Below are 22,162 nucleotides of genomic sequence, written 5' to 3'. Positions count from 1 at the left end.
TAAGTCCGAAATCTTTGATTTCGAAGACGCACCCCCGTCAAGACAAATAGTGCCTTCACAGGTTGAAAACCGAAGAAAGCACAGATGTCTACGACGCAAAAGCCAGTTTCCATGCTGAAACAGGAGGCAACTAGCACTTTTTCACCCAGTGTTTAGGGCGTGTTCATTTCCTTTCTTCAAGGACTTTCATTAGTTGAAAGAGAAAAAGGTTTGGACTAGATTTTTCAATCATTCAACCCCTTAAAAATCCGTATAACTTACTTATTAAACGTCTTCATATTATATCACATTTATTCAGAAAACCTTTCCGTTATGGTACTTTTTTGGTATAATAGAGGTTGCGTTAACGAATCAAATCAAAAGGAGGGCAAAGATATGAAACAGATTTTTCTATCAACAATGACTGATTTAGAAGAAATCCAAACCTTTGAACCAGGGGCTTGGATTAATTTGGTTAACCCCTCCCAGAGCGAATCTACGGAAGTAGCTGAGCACTACAAGATTGACATCGCCGATTTACGGGCTCCACTCGATGCGGAAGAATCTTCTCGTATTACAGTTGAAGATGATTATACATTAATTATCGTAGACGTTCCCATTTTGGAAGAACGGAATAATAAAACCTACTATATCACTATTCCTCTCGGAATCATCTTAACAGATGAAGCAATTATCACCACTTGTTTAGAAGAACTACCATTATTTGAACAATTTATTCATCGTCGCATACGAAATTTCTTTACCTTTATGAAATCTCGTTTTGTTTTCCAAATTCTTTATCGCAATGCCCAGCTATATCTTTCTGCCCTACGTACAATTGACAGAAAGAGCGAAGAAATTGAAAAACAACTGCATGAAGCTACGCGAAATGAAGAACTAATCGTACTGATGGAATTGGAAAAAACAATCGTCTACTTCAAAGCTTCCCTAAAAACCAATGAACGATTGGTTAAAAAACTGGCAAGTTCTACACGCTTACTTCGGAAATATGAAGAAGATGAAGATTTGTTGGAAGATACACTAGTTGAAACGCAACAGGCTATTGAGATGGCAGATATCTATGGTTCCATCTTGAATTCGATGACACATGCCTTTGCTTCCGTTATTTCCAATAACCAGAATACAATCATGAAGACATTGGCTCTCATGACCATTGTTATGTCTATTCCAACCATGGTATTTTCTGCCTACGGTATGAACTTCAAGGATAATATTATCCCATTTAATGATATTCCATATGCATTTTGGTGGATTATCCTATTTGCCTTTGCTATTAGCTTATCACTTACCTTCTACTTCATTCGTAAGAGATGGTTTTAACTTAAGGAGATGAATATGTCATTTACAGAAATCAACGGATTGACGAAGAAAAATCAAGAATTTATACATATTGCTACTAACCAACTGATTAAAGATGGAAAATCGGATAGCGAGATTAAAGAGTTATTAGAAGAGATTCTACCGACTATCATCGAGAATCAAAAAAATGGTATTACTGCACGTAACTTGTATGGGGCACCTAGTGAATGGGCAGCTAGTAAATCTACTTCTGCTAAAGAGAAGAACGACCAAGTAGAATACAATGAAAATCCATGGCTCATGTGGGTCGATTCTAGTTTGCTTATGTTAGCAATTATCGCTGGCGTCAATGGATTGATGAACCTCTTCGGTCAAGGTGCTCAATACGGTCTAGTTACTTTATTAGTTATTGGTTTTGGAGTCGGCGCTGGTATGTACTTTATGTACCACTTCGTTTATAGAGAGCAAATCAAAACTGGTCAACGCCCTAAATTATTGAAGGCCATCGCTTTCCTTGGACTCGCTACCATGGCTTGGTCAGTCGTCTTCATTCTAGCTGCATTGATTCCATCATCACTCAATCCCATTTTACACCCTATTGTTACTATCCTTATCGGATCAGCAGCATTCGGTATTCGTTATCTTTTGAAAAAGAAATACAATATCCGAAGTGCTATGACACCTGTTCAATAATAAACAAAGCGATTGGATTCCCCAGTCGCTTTTGTTTATCTATACAGTCCAGCAATCAAATAATCTGATACTCAATGAAAATCAAAATCAGACTTGCTCCAAAGGTTCGGGGAACCTTTGGAGGTTGGAAATAGGCGAACCTAGTTCGTTTCGCTCTGATGCAGATAGAACTGAAGTTCCCCAGACCAAGTCAACAACGTATGATTTTGATTTTCGAAGAGCATGAGCAATCAACCACTGTGCTGAGATGTTGACACAAACTTTGAGAATCGGTGCTGTGCTTGAGCCCAGTCTCAATTCGCTTTCTCATTTTCATGCTCGTGAAAAAACAGTCCATTCTGTCATTGCGCTTTTCACATTTCTATAGCGCAAGAAAAAATGACCCGTTGGGATCTTGATTCGCCTTCTAATTTCCGAGCTCATGAAAAAACAGTCCATTCTGTCATTGCGCTTTTCACATTTCTATAGCGCAAGCTAAAAAGACCCGTCAGGGTCTTGATTCGCCTTCTAATTTCCGAGCTCATGAAAAAACAGTCCATTCAAGGACTGTTTTTTTACTAATCTTCGTTTACGAATGGCAAAAGAGCCATAACGCGAGCACGTTTGATAGCTGTTGTTACTTTACGTTGGTTTTTAGCTGAAGTTCCAGTTACACGGCGTGGAAGGATTTTTCCACGTTCAGAAATGAAACGGCTAAGAAGCTCAGTATCTTTGTAATCAACATATTCAATTTTATTAGCTGCGATATAGTCAACTTTTTTACGGCGTTTGAAACCGCCACGACGTTGTTGAGCCATGTGTGTTCTCCTTTATATTATTAGTTTCAGACCTAGAATGGTAGGTCATCGTCTGATATATCCATTGGATTGTTTGCTCCAAATGGACTTTCTTCTCGAGCGAAGTTCGGTGTAGATTGCGCAGGCGCTTGATAAGGCGAGTTATAATCATTGCCACCAGCAAAGGAATTGCCAGCTGAATAACCGCCACCTTGGCCTTCACGGGCAGTACGGCTTTCCAATAGTTGGAAACTTTCTGCAACTACCTCTGTAACGTAGACACGTTGCCCCTGTTGGTTATCATAGCTACGAGTCTGAATACGACCTGTAACACCAATCAGCGCACCTTTTTTAGCCCAATTCGCCAAATTTTCAGCTTGTTGGCGCCAAATGACTACGTTAATAAAGTCCGCTTCCCGTTCACCATTTTGATTTTTAAAATTGCGGTTAACCGCCAAGGTAAAAGTCGCAACAGCCTGGTTAGACGGAGTATAACGAAGTTCTGCATCACGGGTCATACGACCAACCAATACTACATTATTAATCATACAATACCTTCTTACGCGTCAAGTTTGACAATCATGTGACGAAGAATATCGCCGTTGATTTTTGACAAACGGTCAAACTCTTTAAGAGCTACATCGTTGTTTGCTTCAACGTTAACGATGTGGTACAAACCTTCGCGGAAATCTTTGATTTCGTATGCAAGGCGACGTTTTTCCCATACTTTTGATTCAACGATAGTTGCACCGTTGTCAGTCAAGATAGAGTCAAAGCGTGCTACCAAAGCGTTTTTAGCTTCTTCTTCAATGTTTGGACGAATAATATAAAGAATTTCGTATTTAGCCATTGATATGTTCCTCCTTTTGGTCTAATGACTCATGGTCTAGCCACGAGTAAGTGAGGGATACTCACAGAAAATAATTATACCATAATATAGAAAATGTGCAAGTAAAAATACTTTGCTGAAAACAATTTCACACTCAATAATCTATGCAACAATCGCTTTTGCGACTTCTTCTGTTGTCATACGCGAGAAATAATGAGTAGTATCAATCTCTTGAAGTTTAGCAAGTACATCCGCATATTCATAACGTGTACCAACGAGTAAGTCCTCAACATCAGAGACATCACCAATACCGAAGAAATCCCCGTAAATCTTAATAGATTCAATGATAGATTTTTCAGTCTTAATGTAGGTTGTAATTTTACCAGCTGGGTAACGGACATTGCGCTCAACTGTGTATTCTGGTGTTTGACCATAAGTCCAATCCCATGTTGCAAACTGCGTATCACGGATTTCTTGGATTCGAGCTAAATCATCCTCAGTCAACACATATTCATCCATTTCTGGATATTCTTGCTTCATTTGATTGAGAATGGCATCTTTAAATTCCAGAACAGTCATTTTTTCTGGTAACTCACTGTTAATGTTGGTCACGCGGGCACGAACGGATTTAACACCTTTGGACTCGATTTTGTCTTTGCTGACTTTAAGAGCACTTGCTAGGACAGACATATCAACATCAAAGAGCAAGCAACCGTGGTGCATCATACGACCTTTTGCATATGCTTGGGCATTACCACAAATTTTCTTGCCGTCAATTTCAAGGTCATTACGACCAGTAAAGTTAGCCTCTACGCCGAGTGTTGCAAGAGTATCGATAACGGGCTTAGAGAAAGTTTTAAAGTCAAATGCACCTTCTTCAGATTTATTTGAAATAATGGTGTAGTTGAGATTGTTTAAATCATGGTAAACCGCTCCACCACCAGACAAACGGCGAACGACATGGATACCATGAGCATCTGTATATTCCTTGTTAATTTCTTGGATAGCATTTTGATGCTTTCCAATGATGATAGCTGGTTCATTAATCCAAAGAATGAAAATTTCATCAATATCAGTTAATTCTTTGAATGCATAGGCTTCTAAGGCAATGTTGTTAGCTGGGTCATTGCTGTTATTTACGATATACTTCATGCAAAACTCCTTTATTGTTAACTAATTTTTATTATAGTGGAAACGATAACAAAAGACAAGTCCGAAGACCTGTCTTTCAAACATTATTCCACGTCAGCTCCATTTGTAGCGATGACTTTTTTATACCAATCAAATGATTTTTTCTTAGAGCGTTTGAGTGTGCCATTCCCCTCATTGTCACGGTCAACATAAATGAAGCCGTAGCGTTTTTTCATTTCGCCAGTTCCAGCAGAAACTAGGTCAATACAGCCCCAAGTAGTGTATCCCAAGAGCTCAACGCCGTCTTCTACAATAGCATCTCTCATTGTCAGGACGTGTTGACGGAGGTAGTCGATACGGTAATCATCTTCTACATAGCCATTTTCATCTGGAGTGTCAACTGCTCCCAGACCATTTACTATCCACTTAGGTTTTGCCTGCTAATCAGTAACAATCCTTATCATTATCATATCAGATTGAAAACGCTTTTTCAAGTGCTATTGGATTGATAGTAGCCCCAATTTTTCGAAAGCATGATAAAGACCATCATGTTCTACATCGTCTGTCACCATATCAGCCATAGCCAAGATTTCCGCTCCGCCATTTCCCATAGCGACCCCAACTGCACAATACTCTAGCATTGGAATATCAATTTTGGCATCTCCAAATGCGATGGTGTCCTCTTTTTTAGCACCTAAATGTTCCAATAGAACTTCGATCGCATGTGCCTTGTCAATGTCTTTCACACCTAAATCCCCAAACAGGGCTGTCTCTCCGCGACCACCCCAGGTATTAGCTACTAACTGTGGAAACGCATATTTTGAGTCCAAATGATCCTGATAGGAATCTAGCACAAAACTGATTTTATTCAAATCATCTCGATACAATTCTCCATCAAAAACCAATCCATGCAAGACATCTTCAACTTCTTGGTGAGCAACTTCTTCGGCTGTTTTCCCCCTATTCATTGCATAAATTTTCATGGTTTCGCGAGCTCGTTCACGGAAGTTTTCACTCGCAAAAAGACCATTGTTGCTTTCCAAGTAAAACTCTAGGCCTCGTCCATGGAGCCAATCTACAACAGCTTTGGCATCTTCCTTAGAAATGAGTTGGTGCATGACGACTTTTCCTTGATGCTCTACATAGGATCCATTTCCACCAATCATTCCATCAAGCCCAATTTCCCACAATGCTGGCTGCATTTCTGCTCGACTGCGACCAGTACAGAAATAGACCAAGTGCCCATTTTCACGAGCTTGTCGAATAGCACGAATCGCCGATTCGGGAATCCGATTATGGTAGTCTACTAAGGTCCCATCCACATCTAAAAATATAATCTTGCGCATCTGTTTTCTCCTTGTTTCTTATTACTATTATTATAATTCGTTCTAAGCTCAAAAGCAGACAAAAAAATGCGAAAAATTGATACTATTGTATGAAAAAGGTTGCTGATGTGGGAGATTAACTAACTTAGACTCAATGAAAATCAACTTTCGCCTAGCTTCAACTATCTGGGAGATAGTTAGAGGCTGGAAATATTGCGAACTGAGTTCGCGTCATTAAGCCGACGATAGAACTCTGAACTTTCTCATTTCAGTGTAACAGGCTTAGGCTAGGCTCAAGACCAGGACCACTCATCCAGGCTCTTGACTACGGAAATATTTGATGTTCAAAAAGTATTATAACTCGTATGCACTGCACAGCACCTTTATAAGCAATGTGCAAATGAATACAGATTTAAAAAATATATCACTAATAAAATTTGTAATTACTATGAGTTTTATCAACTCCACATCCAAATGTTACTAACTTTTGAACATCATTTTGCTGTCCGTTAAACAAGCCTGCCACTATTTTTGATCCAACAATAACACCGTCAGAAACACGATTGAAACGTAGGATATCTTCTTGACTAGAGACACCAAAACCTGTAAGAACTGGCACAGGTGACAGTTCTGTTAATTCGTGCAAATGATAATCTAAATTATCTGTGTATTGGTTAGATTTCCCTGTGACCCCATTAATAGCCACAGCATAAACAAATCCTTGAGCATCTTGCACCAACTGCCTTTGTCTATCCTCACCAGTCGTCAAACTAACCAAACGAATCAGGCAAATATCTCTTTCTTGCAAATAAGCTTTCAAAATTGATTCTTGCTCATAAGGCAAATCTGGAATGATCAAGCCTTTCACACAGGTTTGTTCTAAATCATCAAAAAAACGCTCCAAGCCATATTGAAATACGGGATTAAAATAGGACATAATAATCAATGGAACTTGACTAGTCTCTTCTTTCAATTTTTGGACAATTTCAGTCAAGGTCACACCCTTTGCTAGGCTTCGTTGCCCAGCTGCTTCGATAACAGGCCCATCAGCTACAGGGTCTGAAAAGGGTACACCTATTTCGATTGCTGAAACACCCGATTGTTCAAGGAATTGAATGGTTTCGAATAACCCATCCAACCCCTGATTATGATCACCAGCCATAATGTAAGGAATAAAAATTCCTTTTTGAGCATTCTTTATTTCCTGTAAACGAACTTGTAAGGTTTTGGTCATATTAGTTCTCCTTTTTTTCTGCTTGTAGCCTTTCTCGAACTTGTGCAACATCTTTATCCCCTCGACCTGAAAGACAAACAATGATGGATTTATCTGGCCCTAATTCTTTTGCCAGGGTTGGCAAATATGCAATAGCGTGACTGGACTCTAGGGCAGGAATAATACCTTCTAAACGGGATAAGAGTTTAAAGCCTTCTAATGCCTCTTCATCTGTTACTGAAACGTAGGTAGCGCGATCAATTGTATTAAAGTAACTATGTTCTGGACCAATGCCAGGATAATCAAGACCAGCCGAAATAGAGAATGCTTCTAAAATTTGACCATTTTCATCCTGTAGAACATCCATTAAAGCCCCATGAAGAACTCCTGGTCGTCCCTTAGCAAAAGTTGCTGCATGGAAGTCTGTCTCCAATCCAAGTCCTGCAGCCTCAACACCATACATTGCAACAGAGGTATCATCCACAAAAGGATAGAAAAGGCCCATTGCATTAGATCCTCCACCAATACATGCCAAGAGAGCATCTGGTAACTGACCACCAGAAATCTCTGCAAATTGACGTTTTGCCTCTTTTCCAATTACGCTCTGAAAGTCACGGACAATTTCTGGAAATGGTGCTGGTCCAAGGACAGATCCCATAACATAATGGGTATCCTCAACTTGAGCAACCCAAGCTCGAAGAGCTGCATTTACCGCATCTTTTAGCACGCGTGACCCATCCGTTACGGCATGAACCTTTGCACCTAATAATTCCATACGAAAAACGTTGAGAGCCTGACGTTTAACATCTTCTTCCCCCATATAAATGGTACATTCCATATCAAAGAGGGCTGCTGCGGTAGCTGTTGCAACACCGTGCTGCCCCGCGCCAGTTTCAGCAATAATTTTTTTCTTTCCCATCCGTTTCGCAAGCAATACCTGCCCCAACGAATTGTTAATTTTATGGGCACCCGTATGATTCAGATCTTCGCGTTTTAGATAGATTTTAGCACCTCCGCAGTAATCTGTAAGGCGTTTGGCAAAGTAGAGGGGATTTTCTCGCCCAACATACTGGACAAGCAATTCTTCAAATTCCGCCTGAAACTCTGGATCTTCTTTGGCAGTTCGGTAGGTCTGTTCTAGTTCTAATACAGCAGTCATCAATGTCTCTGGTACGAATCGACCGCCGTATTCTCCAAAGAATCCGTCTTTATTTGGTTGTTGGTAAGTCATAGTTTCACTCTTTCTATAAATGCTTTTATTTTTTCAACATCCTTTTGCCCATTTGTCTCAACACCCGAGGAGACATCTACGGCATAAGGAGTAAATAAGGATTGCGCTTCTGCTACATTATCCACTGTCAAGCCCCCCGCAATGAAAAATGGTTTTTCAAGGTTATGATGGGCTAATAGTTTCCAATCAAAAAGTTGACCCGATCCTGCATTTGGAGCATCAAAGAGAAGGTAGTCTGCATTTGTATTCAACTCCTCTAGGGTATTGTCCAGTTGAATGGCTCGAATGATTGGAACTGAAATGTGATGCGATAGACATTCATCCCAGTTGCCATGGATCTGAATCAAGTCCAATGGAACCACCGAAATAGCCGTTTCTAGTTCTTTCAAACTTGGTTGGACAAATACCCCTACTATTTTTACTGTAGGAGGAATCAACTGGGCCAACTCATGTGCTTTTTCAAAGCTCACTCGCCGCTTACTTGGTGCAAATACAAATCCAATATAATCCGCTCCTGCTTCAACTGCAGCATACACCGCCTCCTTAGTAGAAAGCCCACAAATTTTAACCTTTGTCAATCGATAACTCCTTTACTTTTTGCGCAACATCTTCCGACTGCATCAGTGCTGTTCCGACTAAGAGTGCATGAAAGTAGGGAGCAAGGAGTTCAGCTTGTTCATTTGTAAAAATGCCTGATTCTGATACATACACTCTGTCCGGTAGAAAATGAGGTGCTAAGTCAAGACTAGTTTGAAGGGAAACTTCAAATGTTGTTAGGTTCCGATTGTTGACACCAATTATCTTTGCGCCAATGCGATGAGCAATGTCTAATTCTGAAAGATTATGAGTCTCAACCAATACTTCCAGACCTAAACGGGTTGCAAATTTAAACAATTCTTTGAGCCTGTCTTCGGACAAAGCCGCCACAATCAATAGTATCACTGTAGCACCTGCATTAAGACTGCGAATAATTTGTTTTTCATCAATGATAAAATCTTTCGCTAATGTCGGAATTGAAACCAAATCTGAGATTTGACGAAGAAACTGTACATCCCCCTTAAAGAAAATTTGGTCAGTCAATACTGAAATCATAGCAGCCCCTGCTGCTTCGTATTGGCGTGCTTGCTCAGTAATATCCACCGTCAGATTGATATCTCCCATACTAGGGCTAGCTTTTTTTACCTCAGTAATCAGTTGTAATTGACCCTTCTGCTTGGTAAGAAAATCAAATAACGAATAGGTTGAACGAACAGATTCTACTGGCTCATTTACCAGCTGAGCAACCTCTGCCTCCTTTTGCTTTAAAATTGTCTGTAAAAAATCCTGACTCATATCTGAACCTCCCTTAGTTCTTCCAATTTTCTCAGAGCAGAACCGTCCGCAAGTAGACTTCGAGCCAATTCAACTCCTTCACGGATACTTGAAACCTTACCATTTGCATAAAAGCCTAGACCTGCATTTAAAACCGTCGTTTCTAAGTAAGGACTTGCTTGATTTTGTAGAACTGACAACAAAATTTCTGCATTCTCCACAGCATCTCCACCTTGAATATCCGCGAGTTCTAATGGATTCAGATCCACATCAGCAAAGGTAAATCTTCCCTGATGGATATTTCCATCTGTAAGCAAAGTGTAGTGATTCTCTCCAAATAAGGCCGCTTCATCCATATGGTTTGGTCCTGTGATAAGTAACGCCCGTCGTCTTCCCAATTTTTTCATAACATGGGCCAGATCCAACTGGAGGTCTTCTCGATAAACTCCCATCAATTGACTATCTAATGATAGGGGATTGGCTAAAGGACCAACAATATTCATAATTGTTGGAACTCCCAATGCCCGTCTGGCTGGACCAATAAAGCGCATGGCTGGATGCATGGTTTGAGCAAAGACAAAAGCCAATCCAACCTCTGACAATGCTTTTGATACTACTTCTGGATTCGCTGCAATATTTATCCCTAATTCTTCAAGTACATCTGCAGAACCTGACTTCGATGAAATAGATCGATTTCCCGCCTTCGCTAAACGAATACCTCCAGCTGACAAGATAAAGCAAGCCGTCGTCGAAATATTAAAACTATACGATTGATCCCCACCCGTACCGCAGTTGCACATTGCGTCCGAATATGTTTGAGGCAATTGTACAGCATGTTTTTTCAAAGACTTTACTACACCTGCAATTTCATCAACTGTTTCACCCTTCATTTTCAAGCCTAGTAACAGAGCTGCAATCTGACTTTCTGTCAATTCTCCATTTAGAATACGATTAAAAACTCCTTCGATTTCTCCCTCAGATAAGTCTTGTTTTGTAGCTAATTTTTCAAAAATTTCTTTCATCTTACTACCTCTCTAACAAACTGTTCAATCATTTGTAAGCCTTCCGGACTCCCTATACTTTCTGGATGAAATTGCAAACCAAAAATCGGTAATTGCTTATGTTGGATAGCCATAATTTCGTCATCATCTGTTGTACGAGCAGTCACTATAAAATCTTTTGGCATTTCATCAATGACAATCGAGTGATAACGCATGATTTCTACATCTCCCTGAAAACCATTGAAAATTGGAGAGTTTCCTTCCACTCGCATCTGACTCTGCTTCCCATGCATAACCGTTTTGGCTAATCTCAACTGCCCTCCAAAAACTTCAGCGATTGCTTGATGCCCCAAACAAATACCCAATATTGGTTTTTTATCTGCAAAAATCTGTATCAGTTCTTCCATTTTTCCAGCATCTGCTGGCCAACCTGGTCCTGGAGAAAAAACCAAACCTTTCGCTTTATTTGCTTCATCGAATAGATTCTCCGCATCATTTCTCAATACCTGCACAGGTGAAAACTGTCCTAGATATTGGGCTAAGTTATAGGTAAATGAATCATAGTTATCAATTAAAAGAATCATAGCACTCTCCTATTTTCGTCATCGCCTTTGCCTTGTTCAGCGTTTCTTGGTATTCATTTTCTGGAACACTATCATATACAATTCCTGCACCTGCTTGCACATAGGCTTTGCCATTTTTCACTACCATGGTGCGAATAGCAATCGCAAAATCCATATCTCCTGTAGCAGATAGATAGCCAATTGCTCCTGCATATATGCCGCGCTTTTCCTTTTCTAATTCATAGATGCGTTGCATGGCTCTAATTTTCGGTGCTCCTGAGACAGTTCCAGCAGGTAGGGTAGCTTTTAATGCATCTAATACAGTCAAATTCTCCAATAATTGTCCTTTGACAATACTTGTTAAGTGCATCACATATCGAAAATATTCAACTTCCATATACTTAGTAACTTCGACAGTTCCAATTTGTGCAATTCGACCAATATCATTTCGCCCCAAATCAACCAACATTCTATGTTCAGCAACTTCTTTCGTATCTGTTGATAAATCAGCCGCCAATCGTTGGTCCTCCTCCTCATCATCTCCACGAGGCCGAGTTCCAGCAATTGGATTAGTTGTCACGATTCCATCTTTTACAGACACAAGACTTTCTGGACTAGCGCCGATTATTTGGTAATCTCCAAAATCATAAAAATATAAATAGTTCGATGGATTGGTAACCCGTAAATTACGGTAATAATCAAAAGGGTTGCCAGAAATATCTGATGAAAAACGTTGACTGAGGACACATTGAAACATATCGCCTTGCCGAATCAATTGTTTTGCTGACCTAACCATATTTTCGAATTCTTCTTTTTCAAGATGACTCTTGAAGGATAATGATTGAAGATCATGGGGTGCAAATTCATCGGGTGCTGGATTTTTTAATTCGGCTAAAACACTTGCTAGAGCATTCTCCATCTCACTCGAACTACGGCCACTATAGGTATTATCTTCATAAATGGAGAGAATCTCCTTCTTATGATCAAATACTAAATATGATTCATAAATAAAGAAATGCATATCCGGTGTTCCAATGGTGTCCTTGGGGATATGACCAATGGGTTCATAGAGACTAATCAAGTCATATCCAACAAATCCAATCGCCCCTCCTTGAAAGGGAGCCTCTCCAGTCAAATTCGAACCTTCCACCACAGATTGTAGGTATTCCAATGGATCACCTTCCACCACTTCTCCATTGTTGGTCAACACACCATGGTCATATTTGATTTCATAGACAGGATTATAGGCAATAATGGAAAAACGAGCGTTTCCCTTTTCTCTCGGAATGGATTCTAGGATAATCTTATGCTTACCTTTTAGTCGCATAAAGGCTAGAATGGGGGTTAAAATATCTGCTGGTAGTACGTTGTGCATGGGGAACTCCTTTTGTGAAAACAAAAAGCCCTCACACAGAAAAAAATCTGTGCGAGGGCGTCTAATCAAAGCTAGCGCGGTGCCACCTCCATTAACAAGGGTACACAAAAAACCTTGTCATCTCAAACTCCTCCAACAAGGAGTCGCACGGTAAGGGGTGCCAACCGGAAGGATATTGATTACCTTCTCATATCAAACATCAGCCCATTTCATCTTCGTTTGCTACTGACTCGCAACAACCGTCAGTTTTCTGAAAACAAACTTGAAGATTACTTCTTCTGATTAGTATTCATTTTATACTATTTTCAAAATATGTCAAGTATATTTTTATAAATTTTCAGAATATTCGGTTTTTACAACCAATTTTTCTGTAGAGTATTATCTTTACCAAGTAGAGAAGGTAATACTCTTGGATAATCAACAGGATTTCTTGCCAACAGACTTGTTACGAAAAAATCTGCAACAAAGCTTGCAAACATTACCAGGAATAGAAATGCACAGAAATTGATTTATGACCAAATTTCAAGTATTGTTCTCCAAACCCTTCCTATTTCATTATTTAAAAAAAAGAAAGCCAATCGGACTTTCTTTTGATTCATTATATTATTTCCGTTTTGGTGGGTTGTGGATCGCAACACCAAGAACATCAAGGAAGGCCTCATACATAACTTCTGAGAAGGTTGGGTGACCATGGATAGAAGCTGCCACATCGTCAACAGTCAATTCAGATTCCATGATAGTTGCTGCTTCGTTGATCATTTCAGCTGCAACTGGACCGATGATATGAACACCAAGGATTTCATGGTATTTCTTATCAGCGATAACTTTTACGAAACCATGTGCTTCGTTAGAAGCAATCGCACGACCATTACCAGTGAAGCTGTTGCGACCGATCAGGATATTTTCTTTACCGTATTTCTCGATTGCTTGGTCTTCAGTCAAACCAACCATCGCAATTTCAGGGTGTGTGTAAACCGCTGCTGGTGTGAAGTCCAATTTAGCCTTGTGGTGGTTACCGTTGATAGCATTCTCAGCAGCAACTTCACCCATACGATAAGCAGCGTGTGCCAACATTTTAGTACCATTAACGTCACCAGGTGCATAAATTCCTGGGATAGAAGTTTCTTGGTATGCATTAACCTTGATACGACCGCGATCCAACTCAAGGTTAAGATTTTCAAGACCAGCCAATTGAGGTACACGTCCAATTGAAAGAAGAGCTTTTTCAGAAATAATTTCTGAACCATCGTTCAATTTAATTGTCAATTGATTGTTGGCTTCAACAATCTCAGATACACCAACAGAGGTCAAGAATTTCATACCTTTCTTAGAAAGGACTTTTTGCAATTCAACAGACACTTCACGGTCCATACCAGGAATGATACGGTCAGCCATTTCAACAACTGTTACTTCAGTACCGTAAGACGCGTAAACCAAACCAAGTTCCACACCGACTACGCCACCACCCATAACAGTGAGTGACTTAGGAATCTCACGCAAGTCAAGGATATCATCAGAAGTTAACACCAATTTAGAATCAATACCTGGGATGTTGATACGAGAAACCTTAGAACCAGTTGCAAGTACGATGCTGCGACCTTTAATCACTTTATCACCAATCACAACTGTCTTATCAGGGTTTACTTGTCCAAGACCATTGAAGATGGTTACCTTGTTGGCTTTCAAGAGACCCGCTACACCACCAGTCAAAGTCTTCACAACCTTGTTCTTGAAGTCAACTGTTTTATCCATATCTACTGTGTAGTTTGTAGATGCAAGATTGATACCACGCTCTGCCGCAATCTTCAATCCATCAAGAATTTCAGCATTTTTGAGGTAGGTCTTAGTTGGGATACATCCTTTGTTCAAGCAAGTCCCACCAAATTCTGATTTTTCAACGATTGCGATTTTACCACCTAGTTGGGCACCACGAATCGCTGCATAGTAGCCAGCAGGACCACCACCAACAACAATCATATCGTACTCGTCTGCTGCCAATTCAGCCTTAGGAGCTTGTGGAGCTACAGCAGGAGCTGCAGGCACTTCCAAACCAGCTGCTTTCAAGTCTGCAGTTGCTTGTGCAACTTCTGCTGGAGCCGGTGTGGCACCTGCTTCAACTGTTTCACCTTCTGCACCAAGGTAAGCAATAACTTCTGTTACAGGAACTGTTGCACCGTTACCGTGAACGATTTTCAAAAGAACACCTGATTCTTCCGCTTCCAACTCCATGCTTGTTTTATCTGACATCATCTCTAAGATAACATCACCTTCATTGACAAAATCACCCTCTTGTTTTTTCCATTCGATGATTTCACCTTCTTGCATGTCTACACCAAGTTTCGGCATAATAATTTCAATTGCCATAATTATGATACAAAGAACGTCAAATGCGACAGAATTTTAGGAGTCCAACGCAGGATGCTTACATCCAAGGCGGACTATCTAAATTCCGAAGCATTTAGTTCGTGTTCAAATGTCACGAACTCGTTCTACATCCTTTCTTTATTTTCTATTCAGAAATCTAATTCTTTTATTTTTTAACCAACGATAAAATCATTATCAAATCAACAATTCCAATGGGTTTTCCAGCAAGTTCTTCAAGTCAACCATGAACTTAGCACCATTCATACCATCAATGATACGGTGGTCAATGGTCAAGCAAAGTGCCATAATTGGACGGATTTTGATTTCACCATCAATAACTACTGGAGTTTGAACAGTTGCTGCTACACCAAGGATTGCTGAGTTTGGTTGGTTGATAATTGGGTTAAAGGTTTTGGTACCAAACATACCCAAGTTGGTGATAGAGAAGGTAGATCCTGACATTTCAGCTCCCTTCAACTTACCAGATTGAGCTTTCTTGATAACATCTTTTGATGCCACAACAAATTCAGACAAGCTCATCTTATCTGCGCCATGAACAACTGGCACCACCAAGCCATCATCTAGACCTACTGCGATACCAAGGTTGACAAACTTGTGTAATTCGATTTCTTGTGCATCGTTAATCAAAGATGCGTTCATGTAACGGTGTTCTTCTTTCATCAAAGTACGAACAACCGCAAGACCAATCAAGTCTGTAAAGGTCACTTTCAGACCAGTCTTGTTCATAATTGGCTCAAGGACTTGCTTACGAAGCGCCATGAGGTTGGTCATGTCGATATCGTAATTAAGCGTAAAGGTTGGAGCAGTCAAGTAAGAGTTGACCATACCTTTTGAAATCGCCTTACGCATTGGGCTCATCTTAATGATTTCAACGCCTTCTGGCAATTCTTTAGCTGGTTTCTCTTCCACTTTAGGAGCTGGAGCCACAACTTCTGCTTCTACAGGAGCAAGAACAGCAAGTACATCTTCCTTAACAATTTTACCATTGACACCTGTTCCTGTGATTGTTGACAAATCAACACCATGGTCAGCTGCTATACGGGCTGCGAGCGGAGTTGCCTTAGGCGCTGCACCCTTGAAGTCTTCTACGTCAACCTTGTGGACACGGCCATTTGCACCAGTTCCTGGAACAAGACCCAAATCAATGCCCAATTCCCCAGCCAACTTACGTGCCGCTGGAGTTGCACGCACCTTGCCGCCACCTTGTGGTTTCGCTGCAACAGTAGGTGCCACAATCACCGGTGCACGGCCCGCTGGTACTTCTTCAATAGCTGCAGCTGGCTCAACAGCAGGAGCACTACCTGCTTCAACTGTTTCACCTTCTGCACCGATGTAGGCAATGACCTCTGTCACAGGAACAGTTGCACCGTTGCCATGAACAATTTTCAATAGTACGCCTGACTCTTCTGCTTCCAACTCCATGCTGGTCTTGTCAGACATCATTTCCAAGAGAACATCGCCTTCGTTGACGACATCGCCCTCTTGTTTTTTCCACTCGATGATTTCACCTTCTTGCATGTCAACACCGAGTTTAGGCATAATAATTTCTACTGCCATTTTTTAGATACCAAGTCCGAACAGAAAACAATTGAATATAGGAAATCGTAGAAAATATTGATTTTCAATCGATTCATACATTTTTAAGTTTTCCGAACGGGTTCAATTCCTTTCTCTCAATTTCTTACGTTATCAAAGAACCGACCCCAATGATATTCATTGAACCAGGTCAATTCTTTTCATACATTCCTTCAAACAGGGTTAGGACGGTTGCCCGTCCTTCCATTTTGTCTTTAGCCCTTATTTACTTGCTTATAAATTGCCGCTTTGATTTTCTCTACGTTTGGCAATACTGCATTTTCAAGAATGTTAGCGTAAGGAACTGGTACATCGTCTGAAGCGATACGGATGATCGGTGCATCCAAGTAGTCAAAAGCTTCGCTTTCTGTGATGATTGATGCGATTTCACCGATGAAACCACCTGTTTTGTAAGCATCGTTGACCAAGATAACCTTACCAGTTTTCTTCACAGATTCGATGATTAATTCTTTATCCAATGGGATAAGGGTACGTGGATCTACCACTTCTACGCTGATGCCTTCTGCAGCCACTTCTTCAGCCGCTTTCAACACACGTTCCAACATACGACCGTATGAAATGATAGTTACATCAGTACCTTCACGTTTGATTTCGCCTTTACCAAGTGGAATGTAGAAATCAGGATCCAAGTTCACTTCTTCTTTTTTACCGTAAAGAGCTTTTGGTTCCAAGAAGATAACTGGGTTGTTGTCAAGGATAGATGATTTCAAAAGACCTTTTGCATCGTTAGCAGTACCAGGTGCAACAACTTTGATACCTGGAATGTGAGTCAACCAAGCTTCAAGAGATTGTGAGTGCTGTGCTGCTGAACCAATACCTGACCCAGATGCCACACGGAAGGTTACAGGTGTTTTCAAACCGCCACCAAACATATAGTTGGTTTTGGCCGCTTGGTTAACAATCGCATCAAGGGCAATTGTGATGAAGTCCATGAAAGTCAAGTCAACGATTGGACGAAGACCTGTTTGAGCCGCACCAACCGCAGAACCAGCGATTGCAGCCTCAGAGATAGGCGTATCGCGAACACGTTTTGGACCGAATTCGTCCAACATACCAACAGATGTACCGAAGTCACCGCCGTAGATACCGACGTCTTCCCCCATTAAGAATACTTTTTCATCCTTACGCATTTCTTCGCTCTGAGCCAAGTTAATCGCTTCACGCAAGGCCATTACTTTTGTTTCAGCCATTTTTACAATTTCTCCTACTTATATCAATTTACTTTTACTGTACTAAGGAAAATCAATCAATTACCACATTGTAATCAACCATCATACCTGCCTAGTTTGACTAAACTCTAAAGAGCAAAGTCAAACTTCTGACGTTAATAGTTGGGTTCAGACTAGAGGCTTGGAAAAATAGATGAGCCATTAGCGATGTCCGCATCACTAGCTGACTCCCTAATTTTTCTGTGCCTCTTTAACGTCTTCACACCCTAGTCCACAAACACGTCTTCGTATGCGATTGAAATATCTGGATCTGGACTTTCTTGTGCAAATTTCACAGCAGCCTCAACTTGTTCAGCGACTTGTGTTTCAATTGCATCTAATTCTTCATCTGTTGCAATCTTGTTTTCAGTCAAATATGTACGGTATTTCTTAAGTGGATCCTTTGCTTTCCAAGCTGCAACTTCTTCTTTTGTACGGTAGGCTCCGGCATCAGCTGTCGAATGTCCAAACCAGCGATAAGATTCAACCTCCACCATCGCTGGGCCATTTCCTGCACGAACATACTCAATTACTTCTTGCATTTTTTCATAAACAGCAATGACGTCATTACCATCTTCAACATAGTGACCTGGAATACCGTATGCTGCCGCACGTTGGTAGAGGTGAGGAATTTTTGTTGAATAAGAAATGTCTGTTGAGATACCATATCGGTTATTTGTAATAAAGAAAATAACTGGTAAATTCCAGACAGCCGCCAGGTTCATTGACTCATGGAATGAGCCTTCATTTGTTGCTGAGTCACCTGAGAAGGCGATAACGATATTATCTGTCCCAAGGTATTGTTGTGTGAGAGCCGCTCCTACTGCAAGAGCATAACCACCACCGACGATACCGTTTGAACCAAAGTTTCCTTTTTCAACATTAGCCAAGTGCATGGAGCCACCACGGCCCTTGGATGTACCAGTTGCCTTACCAGCAAGTTCAGCCATCATACCGTTGATGTCAATACCTTTTGCAATAACATGACCATGACCACGGTGATGTGAAAAGATAATATCTTGATCAGTCAAACCAACGATTGGTCCAACAGCAGCTGCTTCTTCACCAACTGAGAAGTGGGTCATTCCTTGTACAAAGCCACGACGCACCAATTTATTTAATTTCATATCAACATCACGAATCAGTTGCATTTTCAAGAACATATCCAAGTGTTGTTCTTTTGAGATAGATACCATAATTTCCTCCAAAGGTTTTTCTCTTTCTGTATTATGATAGACCAATATTTCACAAATGGCAAGTATTTGAACCGTTTTCTTTTTGCAGAAATTTTCGTGAAAAACCTTTATTTCGTGCTTTTTTTCACAAATTCCAACAAATGACAAACCGTCTCGTTTGAAACTTTTTTCACAAACTTAAAAAGAGTCTTGTCAGTCATTTTCCTTTCTGTTAATATAGAAAAGGAGGTGCTTATGGAATTCGATTTGTTTCTTATGATGTGCAACTATATTGGCACAATTGCCTTTGCTGTATCGGGTGCAGTAAAAGGTTTCAAGAAAAAGTTAGATATTTTTGGAATTAGTCTCCTCAGCATCATTACTGCTGTTGGTGGTGGCATCATTCGTGATATAATGGCAAATAGGATTCCGACTGCCTTGACCGACCTGACTGCAGTCTACTTATCTCTTGTTGTGGCTATTGTGATGTACTTGATTGTTATCAATCTAAAGCAGGACAAACCTCTTGATAAGAAGATGATTCATTTCCTTTCCCAGACAAACCTTATCTTTGATGCAATCGGTCTAGCCATCTTCGCCCTTATTGGAGCAAGTACAGGAGTTGAACTTCAACTAAATGCCGTAACGAGTGGTATTTTAGCAGCACTAACAGGAGTTGGTGGCGGAATTGCTCGTGATTTATTAGTTAATGAGACACCGATTGTCCTAAAGGAAGATGTCTATGCAGTGTTAGCACTCTTTTCTGGTATCTTATACCATCTCTGTGTTGTGGATTGGAGATTACCACAAATTCCCGTATTCATTACCATCTTCAGCCTTGCTTTGCTCATTCGACTTTTGGTCATTAAATATAAAATTAACCTTCCGAACATGGAAACAAAACGAAAGGTCTGAGTTTCTCAAGACTTAGACCTTTTTATTATAATTTGACGATCAATTACCAGCCACCGTGGCCACCTGCACCTGGTCCTGTTGCTGTGATTTGTGTAATCTGCTCACCGTTAACTGTCACAGTACCTCCTGTCAATTCAGCGGTTCCATCGAAGTCAAAAGCAGATTGAGCTGTTACATCGATTGTACCTCCGGAGATATAGATATCTCCATTAGCATCAAAGGCATCCGTATCCCCACTACCTACAGCGACTGTCAAGTCACCGCCAGTTACCTTGATAAAGATATCTGAAGACATTGTACTTGCCGCATTAATAGCATCATCCGATCCGTAGACATCGATAGTACCACCATTTATTGTGATATTGGTTCCTTCCAAGGCTTCTACTGATTCTGGTACAGAAATTGTACCGCCGTTAATTGTCAAGGCTGTTTCTGCTTTGATACCATCATCTCCTGCTTTTACAGTAATTTCACCACCTGTAATAGTTGTATAACCTTTGGTAGTATCTGTATCATTTGTAGACTTGATACCATCACCACCTGCTGTTACATTGATTGTACCACCATTGATTGTCAATGAATCCTTACCACGGATACCATCATCCACTGCTGTCACAGTGATATTTCCTGCATCAATAACTAAATCATCAGTTGAGACAATACCATCTTGGAAGTTTCCTTCTACTGTCAGGCTACCATTCCCCGTAATAGTTAAATCCGCCTCAACATGAATAGCACCTTCAATATTTGTATCAGTGTGATTGCTCGTGTCTTTCACAGTGTTTGTCGTTCCATCTTGAAGTTCCAACTCAACATTATCCGCACTAATAACATTGATTGCGGCAGTATCTGAGCTTGAAATCTCGGCACCTGCTAAAATGATACGGACATTTGCATCTGTTTCAACCGTTATACCTGCAGTTGTTGAACCTGTTAGAATATAGGTTCCACCTTCCGTTATTTTCAATCCATCATTTGAAAGCGTTACTTCTGTAGTAGGAAGGGCTGACCAGTCAATAGAAGATGATGATGAACTTGAGTCAGATGATGTGCTATTGCTGGAAGTAGTTGCTGCACTTGATTGACTTGTAGCTGTAGAACTTGATGTTGTCGTTGAACTAGAAGTTGATGAACAAGCCGCCAAGACACCGATACTCATCAACGTGACACCTGAATAAAGTAGTTTTTTAAAATTTGTTTTCATAAATAGATTCCTTTTCTTTCTTAGAAGGTTTTGGGATGCCTTCCTGATATGCTCTTAGTTTACCTTCTCTACCTAAATGAAAGATTAAAGATTACCAAAAGAAAACTTAAAGTACTACTTAAATAAAAAAAGCTGGAAACCCCAGCTTCTATCCATTCTTATTTTACACTATAATTTAACCCAATTTAAACTTGATAAATCAAGTAAAGGGGATGTTTCAGGATTAGTATCTGATTCAGAAATCCGTTTCAATCCTGGAATCATTGCATTGTACTGATAAATCCGGTATACTCCACCCCCTTCAAATAAATAGGTTCCATCCTGTAAAGGACGAAGAATTGCATCCGGGCCAATTTCAAAACCAATATTTCGGAAATTATCTACTAAACGGAGATTCTCCCCAGTTAGCTGTGTGTAAAGATCAATGAGGGTATAGTCACCAGATTTATTCAAGGCTAAGAGCAATTCCTCTGTCCCATCTTGATCAATATCGTATAGGCTATAAAATGCTCCGCTGTATTCTTGGCCTTGACTCGTCAGTAAACTTAGATAACTACTAACCTCGTCCTGATTGATCGCTTCAGAAACCTGACCTAAATTAGCTTGGTAACGATCGATAACGGACTGGTACACAGTCGGTATCGTCTGAGTATTTGTAGACGATGCTTCGGTTTGTGAATCTGAACTAGATGTAGGCTCTGAGGAAGACTCTGGGATAGATTGTTGGTCCGAACTAGTTGTAACTTGGCTCGATGAACTAGTATGGGAAGTTTCGTCTTCCTTGGTTTGAGTGGATTGACATGCTGCTAATAACACAACCGTGGATACCAACATTATACGACTAATAAGCTTTTTCATAACTTCCTCCTACGCAATCTCTTTTATATTAGTATATCATCTTTAGAAAAGCTTGTAAACGCTCACCATTTTTT

21 protein-coding genes and 1 pseudogene are annotated in these 22,162 nt (G+C 40.4%); 3 read left to right on the top strand and 19 right to left on the bottom strand.

What is annotated here, in order from left to right; translation table 11 throughout:
- The first annotated feature begins 375 nt into the window (after nucleotides 1-375).
- Nucleotides 376-1,320 (top strand): magnesium transporter CorA family protein, encoded by a 945-nt coding sequence (locus tag D2A30_02255; protein ULL20495.1) that lies wholly within the window; start codon nucleotides 376-378, stop codon nucleotides 1,318-1,320.
- A 15-nt stretch (nucleotides 1,321-1,335) separates the two neighbouring features.
- Nucleotides 1,336-1,992 (top strand): DUF1129 family protein, encoded by a 657-nt coding sequence (locus tag D2A30_02250; GenBank protein ULL20494.1) that lies wholly within the window; start codon nucleotides 1,336-1,338, stop codon nucleotides 1,990-1,992.
- 557 nt (nucleotides 1,993-2,549) lie between these two features.
- Here the strand turns inward: D2A30_02250 and rpsR are convergent.
- The 17 genes and pseudogenes from rpsR to D2A30_02165 all read right to left on the bottom strand — a co-directional run bounded on the left by rpsR (nucleotide 2,550) and on the right by D2A30_02165 (nucleotide 19,132).
- The gene (gene rpsR, locus D2A30_02245) at nucleotides 2,550-2,789 is read right to left on the bottom strand and encodes a 30S ribosomal protein S18 (protein ULL20493.1); all 240 of its coding nucleotides are present in this window, start codon (nucleotides 2,787-2,789) and stop codon (nucleotides 2,550-2,552) included.
- Between the two features lie 32 nt (nucleotides 2,790-2,821).
- Nucleotides 2,822-3,316, bottom strand: coding sequence for a single-stranded DNA-binding protein (locus D2A30_02240; protein ULL20492.1), 495 nt, complete (start codon nucleotides 3,314-3,316; stop codon nucleotides 2,822-2,824).
- An 11-nt stretch (nucleotides 3,317-3,327) separates the two neighbouring features.
- Nucleotides 3,328-3,618 (bottom strand): 30S ribosomal protein S6, encoded by a 291-nt coding sequence (locus D2A30_02235; GenBank protein ID ULL20491.1) that lies wholly within the window; start codon nucleotides 3,616-3,618, stop codon nucleotides 3,328-3,330.
- A gap of 141 nt (nucleotides 3,619-3,759) precedes the next feature.
- Nucleotides 3,760-4,749 (bottom strand): lipoate--protein ligase, encoded by a 990-nt coding sequence (locus D2A30_02230; GenBank protein ID ULL20490.1) that lies wholly within the window; start codon nucleotides 4,747-4,749, stop codon nucleotides 3,760-3,762.
- 83 nt (nucleotides 4,750-4,832) lie between these two features.
- Nucleotides 4,833-5,162 (bottom strand): annotated as a pseudogene (locus tag D2A30_02225) (6-phospho-beta-glucosidase).
- A gap of 63 nt (nucleotides 5,163-5,225) precedes the next feature.
- Nucleotides 5,226-6,074 carry an HAD family hydrolase gene (locus D2A30_02220; GenBank protein ULL20489.1) on the bottom strand — a complete coding sequence of 283 codons (849 nt, stop codon included), beginning with the start codon at nucleotides 6,072-6,074 and terminating at the stop codon, nucleotides 5,226-5,228.
- A gap of 406 nt (nucleotides 6,075-6,480) precedes the next feature.
- On the bottom strand, nucleotides 6,481-7,287 hold the full coding sequence (locus tag D2A30_02215; GenBank protein ID ULL20488.1) for a tryptophan synthase subunit alpha: 807 nt from the start codon (nucleotides 7,285-7,287) through the stop codon (nucleotides 6,481-6,483).
- Between the two features lies 1 nt (nucleotide 7,288).
- On the bottom strand, nucleotides 7,289-8,497 hold the full coding sequence (gene trpB / locus D2A30_02210; protein ID ULL20487.1) for a tryptophan synthase subunit beta: 1,209 nt from the start codon (nucleotides 8,495-8,497) through the stop codon (nucleotides 7,289-7,291).
- Nucleotides 8,494-9,075 carry a phosphoribosylanthranilate isomerase gene (locus D2A30_02205; GenBank protein ULL20486.1) on the bottom strand — a complete coding sequence of 194 codons (582 nt, stop codon included), beginning with the start codon at nucleotides 9,073-9,075 and terminating at the stop codon, nucleotides 8,494-8,496. The genes trpB and D2A30_02205 overlap by 4 nt, the downstream gene beginning before the upstream one ends.
- A complete protein-coding gene (gene trpC / locus D2A30_02200; protein ULL20485.1) occupies nucleotides 9,062-9,829 on the bottom strand; it encodes an indole-3-glycerol phosphate synthase TrpC in 768 nt (255 codons plus the stop codon). The genes D2A30_02205 and trpC overlap by 14 nt, the downstream gene beginning before the upstream one ends.
- Nucleotides 9,826-10,830, bottom strand: coding sequence for an anthranilate phosphoribosyltransferase (gene trpD, locus D2A30_02195; protein ULL20484.1), 1,005 nt, complete (start codon nucleotides 10,828-10,830; stop codon nucleotides 9,826-9,828). Before trpD ends, trpC begins: the two co-directional genes overlap by 4 nt.
- Nucleotides 10,827-11,393, bottom strand: coding sequence for an aminodeoxychorismate/anthranilate synthase component II (locus D2A30_02190; GenBank protein ULL20483.1), 567 nt, complete (start codon nucleotides 11,391-11,393; stop codon nucleotides 10,827-10,829). Before D2A30_02190 ends, trpD begins: the two co-directional genes overlap by 4 nt.
- Complete coding sequence (locus D2A30_02185) at nucleotides 11,377-12,747, bottom strand: anthranilate synthase component I (protein ID ULL20482.1); 1,371 nt, start codon at nucleotides 12,745-12,747, stop codon at nucleotides 11,377-11,379. The genes D2A30_02190 and D2A30_02185 overlap by 17 nt, the downstream gene beginning before the upstream one ends.
- A gap of 603 nt (nucleotides 12,748-13,350) precedes the next feature.
- Nucleotides 13,351-15,111 carry a dihydrolipoyl dehydrogenase gene (lpdA, locus tag D2A30_02180; protein ULL20481.1) on the bottom strand — a complete coding sequence of 587 codons (1,761 nt, stop codon included), beginning with the start codon at nucleotides 15,109-15,111 and terminating at the stop codon, nucleotides 13,351-13,353.
- A 195-nt stretch (nucleotides 15,112-15,306) separates the two neighbouring features.
- Nucleotides 15,307-16,689 (bottom strand): dihydrolipoamide acetyltransferase, encoded by a 1,383-nt coding sequence (locus D2A30_02175; protein ULL20480.1) that lies wholly within the window; start codon nucleotides 16,687-16,689, stop codon nucleotides 15,307-15,309.
- 233 nt (nucleotides 16,690-16,922) lie between these two features.
- Nucleotides 16,923-17,918 carry an alpha-ketoacid dehydrogenase subunit beta gene (locus tag D2A30_02170; protein ULL20479.1) on the bottom strand — a complete coding sequence of 332 codons (996 nt, stop codon included), beginning with the start codon at nucleotides 17,916-17,918 and terminating at the stop codon, nucleotides 16,923-16,925.
- Between the two features lie 245 nt (nucleotides 17,919-18,163).
- On the bottom strand, nucleotides 18,164-19,132 hold the full coding sequence (locus D2A30_02165) for a thiamine pyrophosphate-dependent dehydrogenase E1 component subunit alpha (protein ULL21970.1): 969 nt from the start codon (nucleotides 19,130-19,132) through the stop codon (nucleotides 18,164-18,166).
- Between the two features lie 234 nt (nucleotides 19,133-19,366).
- On the opposite strand from D2A30_02165, the gene D2A30_02160 reads away from it, so the two are divergent.
- Nucleotides 19,367-20,026 (top strand): trimeric intracellular cation channel family protein, encoded by a 660-nt coding sequence (locus tag D2A30_02160; protein ULL20478.1) that lies wholly within the window; start codon nucleotides 19,367-19,369, stop codon nucleotides 20,024-20,026.
- A gap of 43 nt (nucleotides 20,027-20,069) precedes the next feature.
- Here the strand turns inward: D2A30_02160 and D2A30_02155 are convergent, their stop codons facing one another.
- Nucleotides 20,070-21,230: a carbohydrate-binding domain-containing protein gene (locus D2A30_02155; GenBank protein ID ULL20477.1), complete on the bottom strand. Its 1,161-nt coding sequence runs from the start codon at nucleotides 21,228-21,230 to the stop codon at nucleotides 20,070-20,072.
- A gap of 168 nt (nucleotides 21,231-21,398) precedes the next feature.
- Nucleotides 21,399-22,088 (bottom strand): colicin lysis protein, encoded by a 690-nt coding sequence (locus D2A30_02150; protein ULL20476.1) that lies wholly within the window; start codon nucleotides 22,086-22,088, stop codon nucleotides 21,399-21,401.
- Between the last annotated feature and the right edge of the window lie 74 nt (nucleotides 22,089-22,162).

Source organism: Streptococcus suis (genome assembly GCA_022354845.1).
GTDB classification, from domain to species: Bacteria; Bacillota; Bacilli; order Lactobacillales; family Streptococcaceae; genus Streptococcus; species Streptococcus suis_AA.
This window is presented reverse-complemented; position numbering and strand designations above follow the sequence as displayed.

What these genes read in the sequence shown, in the direction of transcription:
- D2A30_02255 (ULL20495.1), top strand. Translation starts at nt 376, where the DNA reads ATGAAACAGATTTTTCTATCAACAATGACTGATTTAGAAGAAATCCAA.
- D2A30_02250 (ULL20494.1), top strand. Translation starts at nt 1,336, where the DNA reads ATGTCATTTACAGAAATCAACGGATTGACGAAGAAAAATCAAGAATTT.
- rpsR (ULL20493.1), bottom strand. Translation starts at nt 2,789, where the DNA reads ATGGCTCAACAACGTCGTGGCGGTTTCAAACGCCGTAAAAAAGTTGAC.
- D2A30_02240 (ULL20492.1), bottom strand. Translation starts at nt 3,316, where the DNA reads ATGATTAATAATGTAGTATTGGTTGGTCGTATGACCCGTGATGCAGAA.
- D2A30_02235 (ULL20491.1), bottom strand. Translation starts at nt 3,618, where the DNA reads ATGGCTAAATACGAAATTCTTTATATTATTCGTCCAAACATTGAAGAA.
- D2A30_02230 (ULL20490.1), bottom strand. Translation starts at nt 4,749, where the DNA reads ATGAAGTATATCGTAAATAACAGCAATGACCCAGCTAACAACATTGCC.
- D2A30_02220 (ULL20489.1), bottom strand. Translation starts at nt 6,074, where the DNA reads ATGCGCAAGATTATATTTTTAGATGTGGATGGGACCTTAGTAGACTAC.
- D2A30_02215 (ULL20488.1), bottom strand. Translation starts at nt 7,287, where the DNA reads ATGACCAAAACCTTACAAGTTCGTTTACAGGAAATAAAGAATGCTCAA.
- trpB (ULL20487.1), bottom strand. Translation starts at nt 8,497, where the DNA reads ATGACTTACCAACAACCAAATAAAGACGGATTCTTTGGAGAATACGGC.
- trpC (ULL20485.1), bottom strand. Translation starts at nt 9,829, where the DNA reads ATGAGTCAGGATTTTTTACAGACAATTTTAAAGCAAAAGGAGGCAGAG.
- trpD (ULL20484.1), bottom strand. Translation starts at nt 10,830, where the DNA reads ATGAAAGAAATTTTTGAAAAATTAGCTACAAAACAAGACTTATCTGAG.
- D2A30_02190 (ULL20483.1), bottom strand. Translation starts at nt 11,393, where the DNA reads ATGATTCTTTTAATTGATAACTATGATTCATTTACCTATAACTTAGCC.
- D2A30_02185 (ULL20482.1), bottom strand. Translation starts at nt 12,747, where the DNA reads ATGCACAACGTACTACCAGCAGATATTTTAACCCCCATTCTAGCCTTT.
- lpdA (ULL20481.1), bottom strand. Translation starts at nt 15,111, where the DNA reads ATGGCAATTGAAATTATTATGCCGAAACTTGGTGTAGACATGCAAGAA.
- D2A30_02175 (ULL20480.1), bottom strand. Translation starts at nt 16,689, where the DNA reads ATGGCAGTAGAAATTATTATGCCTAAACTCGGTGTTGACATGCAAGAA.
- D2A30_02170 (ULL20479.1), bottom strand. Translation starts at nt 17,918, where the DNA reads ATGGCTGAAACAAAAGTAATGGCCTTGCGTGAAGCGATTAACTTGGCT.
- D2A30_02165 (ULL21970.1), bottom strand. Translation starts at nt 19,132, where the DNA reads ATGGTATCTATCTCAAAAGAACAACACTTGGATATGTTCTTGAAAATG.
- D2A30_02160 (ULL20478.1), top strand. Translation starts at nt 19,367, where the DNA reads ATGGAATTCGATTTGTTTCTTATGATGTGCAACTATATTGGCACAATT.
- D2A30_02155 (ULL20477.1), bottom strand. Translation starts at nt 21,230, where the DNA reads ATGAAAACAAATTTTAAAAAACTACTTTATTCAGGTGTCACGTTGATG.
- D2A30_02150 (ULL20476.1), bottom strand. Translation starts at nt 22,088, where the DNA reads ATGAAAAAGCTTATTAGTCGTATAATGTTGGTATCCACGGTTGTGTTA.